The 15,518-nt window shown below is 33.5% G+C and carries 15 protein-coding genes; 5 read left to right on the top strand and 10 right to left on the bottom strand.

All coding sequences use genetic code 11. The annotated features are described in order from the left end of the window. Positions 1 to 144: 144 nt before the first annotated feature. The 3 genes from CBF37_RS07785 to CBF37_RS07775 all read right to left on the bottom strand — a co-directional run bounded on the left by CBF37_RS07785 (position 145) and on the right by CBF37_RS07775 (position 3,781). Positions 145 to 2,604 carry a heavy metal translocating P-type ATPase gene (locus CBF37_RS07785; protein WP_125984183.1) on the bottom strand — a complete coding sequence of 820 codons (2,460 nt, stop codon included), beginning with the start codon at positions 2,602 to 2,604 and terminating at the stop codon, positions 145 to 147. 28 nt (positions 2,605 to 2,632) lie between these two features. After that, complete coding sequence (locus CBF37_RS07780; protein ID WP_125984182.1) at positions 2,633 to 3,049, bottom strand: CopY/TcrY family copper transport repressor; 417 nt, start codon at positions 3,047 to 3,049, stop codon at positions 2,633 to 2,635. A gap of 108 nt (positions 3,050 to 3,157) precedes the next feature. Next, entirely contained in the window at positions 3,158 to 3,781 is a 624-nt protein-coding gene (locus tag CBF37_RS07775; RefSeq protein ID WP_125984181.1) for a sugar O-acetyltransferase, read from the bottom strand. Between the two features lie 154 nt (positions 3,782 to 3,935). On the opposite strand from CBF37_RS07775, the gene CBF37_RS07770 reads away from it, so the two are divergent. From CBF37_RS07770 to CBF37_RS07760, 3 genes are all read left to right on the top strand, one after another. Continuing rightward, on the top strand, positions 3,936 to 4,562 hold the full coding sequence (locus CBF37_RS07770; RefSeq protein ID WP_125984180.1) for a GntR family transcriptional regulator: 627 nt from the start codon (positions 3,936 to 3,938) through the stop codon (positions 4,560 to 4,562). A 140-nt stretch (positions 4,563 to 4,702) separates the two neighbouring features. Then, complete coding sequence (locus tag CBF37_RS07765; RefSeq protein ID WP_125984179.1) at positions 4,703 to 5,929, top strand: quaternary amine ABC transporter ATP-binding protein; 1,227 nt, start codon at positions 4,703 to 4,705, stop codon at positions 5,927 to 5,929. Beyond that, on the top strand, positions 5,922 to 7,655 hold the full coding sequence (locus CBF37_RS07760) for an ABC transporter permease/substrate binding protein (RefSeq protein WP_125984178.1): 1,734 nt from the start codon (positions 5,922 to 5,924) through the stop codon (positions 7,653 to 7,655). Before CBF37_RS07765 ends, CBF37_RS07760 begins: the two co-directional genes overlap by 8 nt. Positions 7,656 to 7,771: 116 nt before the next feature. On the opposite strand, the gene CBF37_RS07755 is transcribed toward CBF37_RS07760, so the two are convergent. From CBF37_RS07755 to CBF37_RS07745, 3 genes are all read right to left on the bottom strand, one after another. Continuing rightward, positions 7,772 to 8,491: an HAD family hydrolase gene (locus tag CBF37_RS07755; protein ID WP_125984177.1), complete on the bottom strand. Its 720-nt coding sequence runs from the start codon at positions 8,489 to 8,491 to the stop codon at positions 7,772 to 7,774. 83 nt (positions 8,492 to 8,574) lie between these two features. Then, a complete protein-coding gene (locus CBF37_RS07750) occupies positions 8,575 to 9,372 on the bottom strand; it encodes a formate/nitrite transporter family protein (protein ID WP_125984176.1) in 798 nt (265 codons plus the stop codon). 116 nt (positions 9,373 to 9,488) lie between these two features. After that, entirely contained in the window at positions 9,489 to 11,285 is a 1,797-nt protein-coding gene (locus CBF37_RS07745) for a glycerophosphoryl diester phosphodiesterase membrane domain-containing protein (protein ID WP_125984175.1), read from the bottom strand. Positions 11,286 to 11,381: 96 nt separating this feature from the next. On the opposite strand from CBF37_RS07745, the gene CBF37_RS07740 reads away from it, so the two are divergent. Next, positions 11,382 to 11,762: a YbgA family protein gene (locus CBF37_RS07740; protein ID WP_125984174.1), complete on the top strand. Its 381-nt coding sequence runs from the start codon at positions 11,382 to 11,384 to the stop codon at positions 11,760 to 11,762. Positions 11,763 to 11,849: 87 nt separating this feature from the next. Further along, entirely contained in the window at positions 11,850 to 12,506 is a 657-nt protein-coding gene (locus tag CBF37_RS07735; RefSeq protein WP_125984173.1) for a carbonic anhydrase family protein, read from the top strand. 16 nt (positions 12,507 to 12,522) lie between these two features. Here the strand turns inward: CBF37_RS07735 and CBF37_RS07730 are convergent, their stop codons facing one another. The 4 genes from CBF37_RS07730 to CBF37_RS07715 all read right to left on the bottom strand — a co-directional run bounded on the left by CBF37_RS07730 (position 12,523) and on the right by CBF37_RS07715 (position 15,508). Then, positions 12,523 to 13,053: a biotin transporter BioY gene (locus CBF37_RS07730; protein WP_125984172.1), complete on the bottom strand. Its 531-nt coding sequence runs from the start codon at positions 13,051 to 13,053 to the stop codon at positions 12,523 to 12,525. Positions 13,054 to 13,128: 75 nt separating this feature from the next. Continuing rightward, on the bottom strand, positions 13,129 to 14,106 hold the full coding sequence (locus CBF37_RS07725; protein WP_125984171.1) for a biotin--[acetyl-CoA-carboxylase] ligase: 978 nt from the start codon (positions 14,104 to 14,106) through the stop codon (positions 13,129 to 13,131). A 94-nt stretch (positions 14,107 to 14,200) separates the two neighbouring features. Next, positions 14,201 to 14,848: an amino acid ABC transporter permease gene (locus CBF37_RS07720; RefSeq protein ID WP_125984170.1), complete on the bottom strand. Its 648-nt coding sequence runs from the start codon at positions 14,846 to 14,848 to the stop codon at positions 14,201 to 14,203. Between the two features lie 15 nt (positions 14,849 to 14,863). Further along, positions 14,864 to 15,508, bottom strand: coding sequence for an amino acid ABC transporter permease (locus CBF37_RS07715; RefSeq protein ID WP_125984169.1), 645 nt, complete (start codon positions 15,506 to 15,508; stop codon positions 14,864 to 14,866). Between the last annotated feature and the right edge of the window lie 10 nt (positions 15,509 to 15,518).

Here is a 15,518-nt window from a genome sequence, read left to right as displayed (position 1 = left end):
TATAAAGTTTGAGATTGTTTTCACATGAACACATACTATAAAAACGTATATGTAAAATAATATCATGAACCGATCAAATAATCTAGTTAAAAAAAATAAGATGATAACGTTTTTATACGCGTTATCATCTTATTTTGTCTCTGTTTATTCTTTAGGTTTAAATCTTTTAAGTCGTAAGGCATTCAGCAATACAGAAACCGAGCTAAAGCTCATCGCTGCACCAGCTACCATCGGATTTAAAAGTGGTCCACCAAACAAATAAAGTATCCCCATCGCAACCGGGATTCCCAAAATATTATAGGCAAATGCCCAAAATAAATTTTCTTTAATATTTTTAATTGTCGCATGACTTAACTGAATGGCTGTTGGAACATCCATTAAATCACTTCTCATCAACACAATGTCTGCAGATTCAACAGCAACATCCGTTCCAGAACCAATAGCAATACCCACATCAGCTTGAGCTAAGGCAGGTGCGTCATTAATTCCATCGCCAACCATAGCTACTTTTTTATTTTCTTCTTGTAATTTTTTCACCATATTTGCTTTATCTTCGGGTAACACATCACTTAAAACACGATCAATACCAACTTGTTTCGCTATTGCATCAGCTGTTCTTGCGTTGTCGCCAGTAATCATAATAACTTCTAAATTCATCTTTTGCAGCTCTTTAATAGCTGCGTAACTACTGGATTTAATCGTATCCGCAACAGCTATTATACCAAGTAATTGTTTATCATCAGCGATATACATCGGGGTTTTTCCATTGCTTGCCAATTGATTGGCATCATTCTCAAATGATTCAACTTTTATTTTTTTATCATTCATTAATTTTTTATTTCCCAAATAATACACTTGATTTTTGATTATTGTTTGAATTCCGTGACCTGGAATCGCGTTAAACGATTCTATTTCTAATAATTCGATAGCTTTCTGCTCTGCTTCTTCAACGATAGCCATACCTAAAGGATGTTCTGAACCTTTTTCGGATGAAGCGGCTATTCTCAACAACTCATCTTTGGAAAACTCACTAAGTGTTAAAATATCGGTAACTTTCGGTTTTCCTGCCGTAATCGTTCCTGTTTTATCAAATACAATCGATGTTACTTTATGCGTTGTTTCCAAAGCAGCTCCGCTTTTAATTAAAACACCATTCTCAGCACCTTTACCTGTCCCTACCATGATTGCCGTTGGCGTCGCTAAACCTAATGCACATGGACAGGCAATAACCAAAACAGAAATTGTAATCGTCAAAGCAAAAATCCATGACTCTTGACCTAAAAAGAACCAAGCCAAGCCAGATAAAAGAGCTAAAATAATTACAATCGGTACAAAGACACCTGAAACTTTATCAGCAAGCTGAGCTATCGGCGCCTTTGATCCTTGAGCCTCTTCGACTAACTTGATAATTTGTGACAATGTTGTATCTTTACCAACTTTTGTAGCTTTAAATTGAAAGGTCCCGGTTTGATTAACACTGGCGCCAACCACATTGTCACCGACTTTTTTTTCAACTGGAATACTTTCACCAGTAATCATTGCTTCATCAATCGAACTAAATCCTTTTATAATTTCACCGTCAACAGGGATTCTTTCACCAGGTTTAACTGAAATAATGTCACCTACCATTACATCGTCAATCGGTGTTTCAACTTCTTGGCCATCTTTAAAGACTCTAGCCGTTTTCGGAGCTAAACCTATCAATTGTTTGATAGCTTCTGAAGTTTTTCCTTTTGAAATTGCTTCAAAATATTTGCCTAAAGTAATCAATGTTAAAATAACTGCTGCAGATTCATAATACAGGTTCATAGCAAAATCAGTTTGACCCTGAACTACCAAGATGGTTCCATATAAACTATACAGAAAAGCAGCACTAGTTCCTAAAGCAACTAATGAATCCATGTTAGGATGACCATTAAATAATGCTTTAAATCCTCCAATAAAAAAATTTCGTCCAACTATTATTACAGGAATTGTCAATACTAATTGTGTTATTGAAAAAGTCAAACTGTGCATCGTTGGATTCAAAACTTCCGGCAACGGCAAACCAATCATATGTCCCATCGCGATATACAATAGAGGAACTGCAAATACTGCAGAAATCCAAAATCTACGCCACATTGATTTAATTTCTTTTTGCTTTTTCTCATTTTCTTTATCAATTGAAACTGCAGTATCTTTCTCGCTTAATGCTTGATAGCCGACATCTTTAACGGCCTGTTTTATTTCTTGGCTTGACACGACGGACTTGTCAAACTCTACTACCATCTTTTCTGTTGCTAAATTAACAGCAACTTTTGAAACACCTGCTAATTTACTAACTGATTTTTCAATTGTTTGCGCACACGATGCACAAGTCATTCCATCTATTTTAAAAGTACTTTCAACCAATGGCAAAACAAGTGAATAACCTGCTTGTGAAACTGCCAAACTTAAGTCGTTGTCCGACAATTTACTGTTATCTATTTTTACTGTTAATGTCTCAGTCGCTAAATTGACCGATGCCATATTGATTCCCGGCAATTTTTGCACTGTTTTTTCTACTCTTTGGGCACAGGATGCGCAATTCATCCCATCCACATGAAATTGTTTTTGATTAGTCATTTTGAATTCCTCCAATTGTTATTAATAATCAGCATTTACATTGTCCCGGTATGCAGTGACAAGTTATTTTTTCCGGTGCATTTTTTCTTTTATCATTTAATTTTTTAATTAGTGAATCGATATCTGACTGACTCAAATCGTATTCGTCAATCAATGTCGTCATAACACTGTGTACTTTTGTATTACAAATCTTAGACATCAGCATTCTTAATTCGGTATTAAAAATGTCATCTTCACTAGCAGATGCAGAATATTTAAATCTTTTCCCATCACGTTTAGTGACTAAAAGACCTTTATCAACCAAGCGTGCTAAAAGTGTCTTTACTGTTGAAGGCTGCCAATCCAGCCTATCTCCAAGTATGTCAATTATTTCACTGCTTGTTGTTTCACTTTTTGTCCATACAACACGCATTATTTCCCACTCTGAATTGGACACATTTTCCATAATTAATCATTCCCTTTTCTTAAATCTTTAAATCTACAAATGTAAACGTCGTTAGCAAAAAAATAAGACCTAAACTCACTTTTATTATATCGTTTAGGTCTACAATTGTCAACGGTTTTTTTTTATCTCTTCATAGTAATTCTTTTCTTCACTTTCCCAATACTCTTTATCTTCAATTGTGATTTCACGGAGTACTCTAGCTGGATTCCCTGCCGCAATCACATTATCTGGAATATCTTTAGTCACTACCGACCCTGAACCAATGATTGAATTATTTCCAATTGTTACGCCAGGATTAACCACTGTACAACCACCTATCCACACATTATCACCAATCGTTATTTTTTTTCCAAATTCAAGTCCTCGATTTCTCACACCAGCATCAATCGGATGCCCAGGTGTCAACAAACTCACTTTTGGACCCAACATGACATTTTTTCCAATATGAATCTCTGCGACATCTAAAAAAACACAATCTGAATTTGCATAAAAATTCTCACCGATATAAGTATTAAATCCATAATCTACATAAAGTGGTGGGCTAACATAAATATTTTCTCCTGTTTTTCCGAATAACTGTTTTAATAAGGAAATTATTTTTTCAGGTTCTGTATATTTTGTTTTATTTATTTCTTGTGTCAAATTTTGACTAGGGGCAGACTTTTTTTCTTGTTCTATTTTACTTGCAAAATAAAGCTTTTCATTAATCATACGCTGATATTCTGTTTCCATCGAAAACCTCCAATTTTTTATTCTTATTCATATTATATAGATTATTTGATTGGTTGCAAGCGTTATAATCTTCTAATTACTTAATTTTATTTTGCATATTAATTACGTATCTTGTAAGATAATCTATAAAGATGTTCAATAGGAGGTTTTTAAAATGGCTCAAAAAACTAAAGATACTTTACCAAAGTATCAGCAAGTTGCAATTGGTATCGCAAAACGTATCGAGAGTGGACAATACCATGTCGGTGAAAAGCTGCATTCTCGCTCAACCTTAGCTAATGCTTTTAAAGTGTCCCCAGAAACTGCGAGAAAAGCTATCAATGTTCTCGTCGATCTTGATATTGTTTCAGTAAAACATGGTAGCGGTGTTTTCGTATCTTCTCAACTAAAAGCTGGTGAGTTTCTAAAAAAGTATTCAAATGTTCAAGCGATAAAAGAGATCAAACAAAATATTCAACAGCGTATTGATAAACAGAAAGAAGAACTATCCTTATTAAATGACGCAATTGATGAACTTGTAAACCAAACTCAAAGTGACCATATTCATGATCTATTATTACCTTATGAATTAATCATTGACCATACATCAAATCACTTGAATAAAAGTTTAAGTGACCTTCATCTATGGCAGGCGACCGCCGCGACTGTTATTGCGATAAAACATGAGAATAATCTCATAATATCTCCAGGCCCGTATGCTATGATTCGTCCAAATGATACTCTCTACTTTGTTGGTGACGAATACACAAAACAAAGAATAACAAACTTTTTTTATAAATAAAAACAACAGTAAACAGCATTTTGCTTGTTTTTGACTGTTATTTTTTTGACACAAGTGACCATACAGTGTTAAAATTAGGTGGTCACTTAAAAAGGACTCAAAAATTTAAAATAAAATTCATAGAAAGGAATTTTTTAAATATGACAAAAATATCAGTCAAAAATTTAACTAAAATCTTTGGTAAGAAAAATCACGCTGCCCTTGAAATGGTTAAAGAAAAAAAATCAAAAACTGAAATACTAAAAAAAACGGGAGCTACAGTTGGTGTTTATGATGTCAATTTTGATGTTAATGAGGGTGAAATATTCGTCATTATGGGGCTTTCCGGTAGTGGAAAGTCTACATTGATTCGACTAATTAATCGCTTAATTGAACCCACATCAGGAAATATTTTTATTGATGGTGAAGATATATCAAAGATGAATAAAGAGGACTTATTAGAAGTTCGTCGGCACAAAATGAGCATGGTCTTTCAAAATTTTGGATTGTTCCCACATCGAACTATTCTAGAGAATACCGAATTCGGACTTGAGGTTAGAGGTGTACCAAAAAAAGAACGGACAAAACGGGCTGAAAAAGCATTAGAAAATTCTAGTCTTATTTCATTTAAAGACCAATATCCTGAACAACTATCAGGAGGTATGCAACAACGTGTCGGATTAGCAAGAGCCTTGGCTAATGATCCAGAAATTTTACTCATGGATGAAGCTTTCTCAGCTCTCGATCCATTAATTCGTCGAGAAATGCAAGATGAATTATTAGATTTACAATCATCTGTTCAAAAGACAATACTATTTATTACTCATGATTTAAATGAAGCACTAAGAATCGGTGATCGTATTGCCTTGATGAAAGATGGACAAATAATGCAAATTGGTACAGGTGAAGAAATTCTAACTAATCCTGCAAATGATTATGTTCGTGAATTCGTTGAAGATGTGGACAGATCTAAAGTTCTTACTGCCCAAAATATTATGGTACCAGCTCTTACTACAAATATTGATGTTGATGGTCCTGCCGTAGCGCTCGCTAAAATGCGAAACGAAGAAGTGAGTATGCTGATGGCTGTTGATAAAAAACGGCATTTCTGTGGTCTAATAACAGCCGATGATGCTGTGCGGGCTCGTAAAGAAAAACTAAAATTAACAGATGTACTGGAAACAGATATTAAAACAGTTCCTAAAGATATGTTAGTTAGCGACATTTTTAATATAATTTACGATTCACCTACTCCTCTTGCTGTAGTTGATAATAATCGTATTTTAGGAGTCATCATCCGTGGTGCCGTTATTGAAGCTTTAGCGACTTCTGGTGAAACTGAATCAGAAGAATTATCTAGTAACAAAGAGGTGACAATTAATGAATAACTTATTATTGATGAACAAATTACCAATTGCTGATTGGGTTGAAAGTCTTACTGATTGGTTGACTCAAACGTTTGCTGGACTATTCTCATTCTTCCAGACTTTCGGTCAAGGCGTCATGGATGGCGTAACAAATTTATTAAATTTAATTCCGCCGTTAATTTTTATCGCAATTGTTGTCATTGGTGCTTACGTACTCTCAAACAAAAAGTTTGGTTTATCCATCTTCTCACTTATTGGTTTACTCTTTATTTATAATCAAGGATTATGGTCTGAACTAATGAGTACTTTAACATTAGTCGTGATTTCAAGTTTAGTTTCCATTATTATCGGTGTACCACTTGGGATTTTAATGGCTAAGAGCAATAAGGCTGAGAAAATAATTACCCCTATACTTGACTTTATGCAAACAATGCCTGGTTTTGTTTACTTAATTCCAGCTGTTGCATTCTTCGGTATTGGTATGGTTCCTGGGGTCTTCGCATCAGTAATATTTGCTTTACCACCTACCGTCCGCTTCACCAATTTAGGTATTCGACAAGTACCAACAGAATTAGTTGAAGCTTCGGATTCATTTGGTGGAACTGGTTGGCAAAAATTATTTAAACTTGAATTACCATTAGCAAAAGGTACTATTTTAGCAGGTATTAATCAAACAACGATGCTTTCTCTTTCAATGGTGGTAATTGCTTCAATGATTGGAGCGCCCGGTTTAGGACGTGGTGTGCTTTCTGCACTTCAAAAAGCACAAGTCGGTAATGGTTTCGTAAACGGTGTAGCGCTAGTTATTCTAGCAATTATCATTGATCGTTTCACACAGAAAATTAACCGACCTAAGAATCTATCTCAAAAGAAAGTACTATCGCCGGAACAAAAGAAAAAAAGACGTATCATCGGTGGTATTGTAGCACTTGCCATAGTAAGTTTAGGTGCTGTAAGTGCCATTAAGGCAAATCAAAAACAAAAAAACACTATTAATATATCATATGTTGAATGGGACACTGAAGTAGCTTCAACTAATGTCATTGCAGAAGTACTGAAAGAACAAGGACTAGATGTTAATATCACTCCCTTAGACAACGCGATTGTTTGGAAATCATTAGCCAATGGAGAGTCAGATGCAATGGTTGGTGCTTGGCTACCAGGGACTCATAAAGCACTTTATGATGAATATAAAAATAAAGTTGACCTATTAGGGCCAAATCTTAAAGGAGCAAAACTTGGTTTAGTAGTTCCTTCTTATATGGATGTCAATAGTATCGAAGATTTAACCAATCAAGCTGACAAAAAAATTACCGGTATCGAACCTGGTGCTGGAGTAATGGAGGCAGCTGATAAAACAGTTAAAGATTATGGTAATCTTAACGGATGGTCTGTCGAGTCATCTTCATCTGGAGCAATGACCGTTGCTTTAGGCCAAGCTATTAAGAAGAAAGAACCAATTGTCATTACAGGTTGGTCGCCACATTGGATGTTTGCTAAATATGATTTAAAATATTTAGAAGATCCTAAAAAAACAATGGGTGGCGAAGAATCAATAAATACTGTAACTCGAAAAGGTTTTAAAGATGATCATGAAAAAGCCTACAACATCTTGAAAAAATTCAATTGGACAACTGATGATATGGAAAAAGTTATGCTAGACATCAACAGCGGAAAAGCTCCTAATGATGCAGCAAAAGATTGGATCAAAGATAATCAAGATAAAGTTAAACAATGGACTAAATAAAAAATAAGCAGCCACAAGTGGCTGCTTATTTTTTATGTTTTAATCCTTAAAACAGCAGTTATTATTAAAAATAATCATTAGATATACTCACTGTAAATATACTAAAAATAAATAAATTAATTCCTTACTAAAATTTTTTTTAGCAATTCTAATAATGAATCATCTCGATGCAAGGTATAGTCAGGTTGATAATATTGGGCTGACATATCTTTATTATACTTATTCAACCAGATACTTTTCCAACCAGCACACTGACTGCCAACAATATCATTTTCATATGAATCACCAATATAATATATTTTATCAGTATTCGGTAATCCCAACGTATGCTCAATATGTTTAAATACACCAACATGAGGCTTAGAAACACCAACTTCTTGTGACACAAATAACCGCTCGCTCGGAATATAATTCTTAACTCCCAACTGGTTTATTTTTTTATATTGGTGCACTGTTGGTCCATTCGTCAATACTGCCATATCAACCTGGTTATCCCTTAACCATCTTAGTGTTTTATGCATTTCTTTATCAAGTACAATCTGGCTTTGATTTTTTTCATAAATTTCTTGAAATTTCAGCGCTGCTTGAGAGGTAGTTTCAACATCGAATTGCTTCAACGATTTAATTAAACGTAATTCTCGCATTTTTTCAAGCTGCAGCTCCTTTGTTTCAACTAGCGGAAACAAATCATCACTGTGAAATCTAAATGCATGAAATAATTCCTCCATGTCTTCGTCAGCTATTTGATCAGGATACATTTCTTTTATCGCTGCCTCAAAGGGGCTCATCAAGTTATACAGTGTATCATCTACGTCAAAAATAATCGTTGTGTTCATTGTTTTTAGTTCATCCTTTTTATTTAGTTTTAATGCATATAAAAAAGTCCACTAATTAATTTTAGTGAACTTTACTTTTATATTTAATCAACATACCCTGTGTTTTGACGGTCTAACCAAGAATAAACTAATCCGATTAGTAAACCTCCGCCTACATAATTTCCTAAAAATGCAAAAATAATATTGCGACTGACATTTAAAAATTCCATGCCCTCAACAGTTCCGTGTGAAGCAAAGTATGCTAACGGAAATGCCGTAAAGTTAGCGATAACGTGTTCATAACCGAGAAATGCAAAAATTGAAATAATAAAAATAATGGCTAAAACTTTACCTGCATCATCTCGCATGCGTAAACTAACTAGAACAGCTGTGTTAACAACAACATTGGCGAAAATACCTTCAACAAAAATCTGTAAGCTTGGTTTTGCTAATTTTGCCGCAACCCCAGTGAACATGTAATTGTCAGCTGGTAAATTCTGAAATGGACCGGTTAACGATATCAGATAAGCAAAGAAAACTCCACCTACTAAATTGAAAAATACACAAGTGAATAATAATTTCATACCTTTGGTAGCCGAAATTTCTTTTCGGTAAACACCTGACGTCGCATATAACATATTTGACGTTCCTAACTCAGCATTCATGTATAGAATCATAACTAGTGACCAACTGAACATAAATGAGAATAAGAATTTACCTAGATTTGGTACAATTGCTTCACCATATGTTGCTACAGAGAACGCAATGGCGGTTCCCAAAGATAAAAATAAACACGCCAATACAGCCCTTGTGGCATAACGAGCATAATGATTGTCAAGAAGCTCAATCTTTTTCGCTATTGTAGCATCGATTTTTTCAAACATTGGTGACTTAGATTTCATAAGAACTCTCCTTAATTTTTTTATCCCCTTACACTCACATTCTATCGGCATTTGTTATGAATGTAAAGAAGACTTTCACATATTCAAAAAATTTTATAATTAAGGAGATAAAACAATTAACCAATCCCTATTAAGAAATATAACATTTTATCAGAGTATCTTTGTTCATCCTTCTTAATTATTTTGTTCAATAATGACATCCGGTCAGTGATAATACCATCTACACCATAAAACATCATGCGAGACATTGTTTCTGAATCATTAGGTGTCCAAACATAAACTTTTTTATCATTATTATGCGCATTGTCTACAAAATTTGAACTTAATGTTGTGTATTCAATCGAATAAAAATCCATATCACCCTTAGGCGGTCCGACTACACTAAAAGGCATAACATAACCAACAAAAAACCGAGAATCTAATTTTTTTAACTTTTCCACTGTATTATAATCAAGACTATGAAAAATATGTTTATTTTTCAAAATATTTTCACTGTATCTTTTATAGAAATTATCAATCATATCTGGGCTGTCATTCTTTGTCGTCTTAAATTCAATTAATAATTTTTGATTAAGTTGATCTGCTTCTGCTAAATAATCATCAAACGACACAATGTTAGCTGTCTTATCATACTCTTTCACTTTTAATTTTATTAAATCATCCAGATTCAACTCATATGGCTTTTTCTTAAGACCAACTAAATTTTTTAAACTAAAATCATGATACACAACAAATTGATGATCTTTGGTTTCTTGGATATCCATTTCTACATAATCTGGATGTGACGTCTGATGCGTTAGTTTTAAAGATTCGATAGAATTCTGTACCTCATTACGATTATCAACACCTCGATGAGATACTGTCTTAGGCGTTATCTGATCAGGATATTTTAAAAATTCACGATTACCTAAATTGGTCACAAAAAAAATACTTAAACATGATAGAACAAATACACTAAATTTTATTTTTTTAAATTTAATTGTTTTATCAGCTGCTGATTCATACCACGATGGAGGTGACGGCAAGAATTTTTCTCGTTCCATATAATCTAGTGTGACAAAAAAGATACCTGCACTAGTTAAAACAGTTTGTAGTAACCAAATAAATTGTAAAACTGTCAATAAGAACGTGGCACTTGTCAATGAATAAGATTTAAAATGATTTTCCATATAAATTTGACCTAAAATAGTTAGACTATAGGCTAAACCTGCAGCAAGCGACACACTTAACATGACTATTACAAACTGAAGTAGGATTTTCATAAAACTTTTCTTCGTCTCTAACCAACTGCGCTTGACTGCCTCACGCAAATGAAAATCATTCAAAATCATTTCTGGTAAAACAAAAATTAAACGAATAGCTAGATAAAGCAATAACAAATAACCAATTATCGCTAAACCAATGACCAATATTCGATTCTCAAAAATAAAATCAATGATAAACATCGGTATTTGAAAATTTGTTAACAATTCTGTGTTAAAACGAATACCACTAATAGGTAGAACTAAAAATAAATATAAAAAGAAAAATAAAAAAGCTGTCCCACGCATTTTCTTTAATTGAATAAATGTTCCTTTTAGCAATAGTTTTAACGATACAGGTTTACGTATTTGAATAAAATAAAGACTCTGCAAAAGAAAGGCAAACTCAAAAAAAACAGCAACTACTAATAGAATTAATATGCTGATTAATCCTAAAAAAACAACAGGATGATGAATTAAAATGTCCGTTGCATTATCAAATGATAGATATGGGATACTTCCCCGTTGCAAGATAAAAAGTGTCGTCTGTGTTAGTATTGGGGTAACACAGAAAATTATAAATAAGTGCATTAAAATGACATTCTTAAAATACGATTTGGTTTGACTTAAAAAATAAATAGACCGTCTAATATTAATAAAAAACTCCCTCATACTTAACAACCTCCCTTATCGATTCGACGCTCTTAATATAATTATAGCGTGTTTTTAACAATAGGTGTAGACTAAAAAAGAAAGGATTGTATCACAATGAATATTTTAAAACAGGATCAAGAAAAATGGGCACAAGAAAAATATGCTATTATGGCACACTCTCAAAAACATTATCAGCAAATCAGAGAACTATTTCGAAATAATGAATGGACTGAACATAAGCATCAAAAATTTATTCAACTACTAGCTGATGCCTATACATACGAGCCATCAATTGGTTCACTGACAAATGCGTACCAGCATATATGGGGTTATTTTAAAAATAAAGCAGATACATCTGAAAAAAAACAATTCCTTTGCTACCTTTCAGATTTACCACAATCAAATTATCTCATAAAACATCAGCTGATTAACTTAACTTTAAAGTATGAAATTGTCTACTTAATGCAAAGTACCCTTCTTTTTCCAAAATCATAGTTTTCATGATTTTTCACAAGCGTTACAATTGCTATTATTCAAAAAGGTAAGCTAGACTGATTAAAAAAGTTTTTTGAGGTGACGTTAATGAAAAAAGCAACAACAACAATTGATTGGAATTATCTTGAACAGCATAACTGGTGTTTCGACACAGCGATGTCGCAATCTCCCATCAATATAGATGAAACAAAAGCAGAATTAATGGAAGATGTTGGTGAAATTATTCTTGATTACTCTACAACAGTGGATGAAATTATTGACACCGGCTATGCTATTCAAGGTAATGTGACTGGAAAGGCAACAATAAATGGCAGAATTTTTCATTTACAACAATTCCATTTCCACGCACACAGTGAACACACTATCAATAACACACATTTTCCATTAGAATTACATTTTGTTCATCAAGCTCAAAGTGGTAAAGTTGCTGTAATCGGCATTCTGTTTATGTTAGGTAAAGAAAATGATGTATTCAATCAGATTATTGAGATTATGGAAGAAAAATCCACAGATCACTTTGTCGATTTGGAGAAACTGTTCCCTGAAAATCATACTTTCTATCACTATCTTGGTTCTCTAACGACACCCCCATTAACAGAAAATGTTGAATGGTATGTTATGCCTGATTTAATTGAAATATCTGAAAAACAATTAGCACAAATTACTAAGTGGTATGATCACAACCATCGGACCATTCAACCACTGCATAATCGCCATATCTTAAAAAAAGAATTCGACAACTAATCGTCGAATTCTTTTTTTATACCTTAATTTTCTTATATAATATTCTTTTACTTTTCATCCCAATAAATCCTGCTAACACAATCTTAATAATTGCTGTAAAAATAAATGGCGCAAAACAAGCGATAAACGCCACTTTTAATGTGCTCCCTGTCACCCAGCTAAAATATAAAGTACCGATGGTTAAATTAATAAATGTGCCTAAAATAAGGCCAATATAAACTTTCACATTATCATCGGACCACTGACCAGCTAAATACGCCATGATGGGAAAACTTAATAGAAATCCCCCAGTTGGCCCAATAAACGATAAGATACTACCAGAAAAACCTGCAAATACTGGAAATCCAATTAAACCCAAAATTAAATATATACATATAGCTATTGTTCCATCCCGTTTACCTAATAAAATACCAACTACTGGAATAATCAAAGTTTGCAGTGTCATAGGAACACCGTAAGGCATTGGAATACTTATTTGAGAAATGATGATAATTAAAGATACTGCTAGTCCAATTAAACTTATTTGACGCGCTGAAAATTTTTGCATTGTACTACACTCCTTTTTTAGAAGTATAAATTAGTAGCGCCTAATTGTAAACCTATATAATTATTTAGGTGACAATTATTTTTTTATTTGAATTTCACCAGAGTTAAACGTATGAATTTCTCCTACAGAGTCCTCTAACACTAAATTACCATTCGTTGCAATCCCTCTAACAATACCAGAAGACACCTGATTACCACGGATCACATTTACTTTTTCATTTTTCCACATTAAAAACGAATCGTATAACTTAATCAATCGGTCTTCATCAATGCTCGATAATCCTGCTAAAAAATTATTTATAAATAAGGTGGTTAATTCGTTGCGATTGATTGTTTGCCCACTTTTTTCAAATAATGAAGATGCAATTTTTCTAACTTCAGTTGAAAAATTATGATGTACTGTTGAAATATTCAGTCCAATCCCCACAACAAGTGATTTTACTTCACTATTCTCAACATTTGTTATTGCCTCTGTTAAAATGCCACAAACCTTTTTATCGTGGTAATATAAATCATTCACCCATTTTATACTCAAACTAATTCCTGTGGCTTCATGAATAGTTTGTTGAACACAAACGGCTGTATAAAGTGTAACTAAACTAATATTATTTAGATCGATTAACGACGGATCTAACACAAAACTAATATACATACCTGAAGAAGCAGGAGACTCAAACGTTTTTCCGTAACGTCCTTTACCATTAGTTTGTTCATCTGCCACAACAATAGTACCGTGAGTAATTTGATTATTCGCTAACTCTTTTGCGTACCTGTTAGTAGAATCTATTGAATCAAATACGTGGACCGGCAGCTTTTGGTACGTATTCTCTAAACCGGATTTTATCGCACTCAATGTCAACTTGTCCGACGTTTCAACCAATCGGTAGCCTAGATTTGTTTTCGCCTCTATGCAATAACCGTCACTTTCAAGTTGTTTGATATTTTTCCAAACAGCATTTCTCGAAATCCCCAGTGATTCTGCCAATTTACTGCCAGAAACATAATGTCCTTTGTTCTTTTCTAGAAAAAATAAAATTCGATCTTTTGTTTTCATAACTTACCTCTTTTATTTATACTAACAATATTGTGACAAAAAAATAAAAAAAGAGCAATAGAATAGTGTCTATTCCTACCGCTCATTTAATACGCTATTTCGCATGAGTTATTTCAAATCGTTTTGAGTATTGTGATAATGAAAAACATATAACAAAATAGCAAATTGCCATAATTAAAAACATCCATAAAACTGTCGATGGTTTTTGTGCGTAAATAATCTTTACATTATGTGTTAATTCCGGTAACGAGATAACTACCGCCAACGATGTATCCCTGATTAATGAGACAAATTGGCTGACAATCGGTGGAACCATGAGTTTTACTCCTTGTGGAAGTACAATGTAATACAGCGTCTGAACTGTTGTTAAACCAGTTGACCGTCCGGCCTCAATCTGCCCTTTGGGAACGGCTAACAAGCCACCGCGAATAATCTCAGACAGCATCGCTGATTCAAAAATAGTCATAGCGACTACAGCTGACCAAAAAATACTGAATTGAATTCCAATCTGTGGTAAGGCAAAATAGGTAAAGAAAATAATTAATAATAAAGGTAAATTACGAATAATATCAATTACAAAGCCTACAATGACTGAAACAATCGGAATTTTCATATAACGAATTACACCTAGTAATCCGCCAATAATAAAGCTAAAAATAATAGATACAATTGCCACTTCGAGAGTGACCATTAATCCATCAAAAATAAATCGCAAATTAGCGAATGTAAATGCCTCTGACATAATCGGTCTCCTCTCTTAACTGTATACTAGTCGTGTTTCTAAATATTTCATCAAATAAGATAGCGGCAACGTTAAAAATAAATAGAATAAGCCAATTAACGTATATGTCCCCAATGTATTAAATGTCGTACTGGCAATCAAGTCGCCTTGATACATCAAATCAGCACCCGTAACAATAGATAAAATAGATGAATTCTTAACTAAGTTAATAAATTGATTCCCTAACGGCGGGATAACAATTTTAAATGCTTGCGGAAGAATAATATATCTCATTGCTTGTACATATGTCAGACCTGAAGCCATTCCAGCCTCTAATTGTCCTTTTGGAATACCTTCAATTCCCGCTCTAACAGTATCTGCAATAAAGGCTGATGTGTAGAGTGTTAGCCCAATTGTCCCAGAAGTGATCCCGTTAAATTTAAAACCATACATCGGTAGTACAACAAAGAAAAACATCACAATAATAATTAACGGAATATTACGAAAAAAGTTAACATAAATCTCGCCAAAACGACGCAAACCCTTACTATGAGATACTTGAAAAATTGCCATTACTGTCCCAATAATTAGACTGAAGAGTAAAGCAATCAAACTAGCAATAATGGTTACTTTTAAACCTGAAAAAATTGCACTCTGATAATTTGCCCATATTTCTGCCATTTACTCCACC

Source organism: Vagococcus vulneris, from assembly GCF_003950515.1.
GTDB lineage: Bacteria > Bacillota > Bacilli > Lactobacillales > Vagococcaceae > Vagococcus > Vagococcus vulneris.
This window is presented reverse-complemented; position numbering and strand designations above follow the sequence as displayed.